Source organism: Variovorax sp. DXTD-1, assembly GCF_003984625.1.
Lineage (GTDB): Bacteria > Pseudomonadota > Gammaproteobacteria > Burkholderiales > Burkholderiaceae_C > Variovorax.
Map to the genome: position 1 here is coordinate 1 of NZ_RWKH01000076.1, position 671 is coordinate 671.

The window sequence follows — 671 nt, forward strand, 5'->3', positions numbered from 1 at the left end:
CGGGTTGTCCACCGACACCGTGGCGCCGGCCTGGTAGCGGCCCGTGGCCTTGGTGCCGCTGTCGTCCAGGCTCAGGGCCACGCGCCACTTCCTGGCCTGCACATACTTGACCACCAGGTCGCTGTCGCCCGGCCTGGCATCGGGTGCGGTCGAGGGCTCGATCTGGATGTCGGCCTCGGCCGTGGGCGCGCGCTTGAGGTTCTCCAGCCCCTGCTCGATGTCGCGCAGGTTCAGCAGGTCGCCCGGCCGGGCGGGAATGGCCGAACCCAGCAAGGCACCGCTGCCCAGCAGCGTCGAGGAAGAATCCGGCGTCAGTCGAATGGCCGCGATGCGCCCGGGCACCAGCGAGAGGGTCAGGGTGCCGGTGGACAGATCCTGCGGCGCGGCCAGCACCCGGGTGGTGACAAAGCCGCGCGCGATGGCCGCCTGCTGGGCGCGGGCGAGCACCACGTTCACGCCTGCGGTGCCGAGGCAGCGGCCGAGGGGGGAATCGTTGCCCTCGGGCCCCGACAGATCGGAAACGGCCCACTGGAAGGCCTCGGCCTGCTCGCCGACCAGCAGCACGCGGTCGATACGAAAGCACGGGGCTTCGGTCTCGGGAATGCGAGCCATCGGTGCGGGTGGTGCGGCCTGCGGGCGCTGGTCGACCGTGCGCTCGTTCTGCTCGCGCA

1 protein-coding gene is annotated in these 671 nt (G+C 71.7%); it reads right to left on the reverse strand.

The window, feature by feature from the left end; genetic code table 11:
* Nucleotides 1–671, reverse strand: a 671-nt coding sequence (locus EJI00_RS24925) for a POTRA domain-containing protein (RefSeq protein ID WP_148110663.1), incomplete at both ends; no start/stop codon positions are given.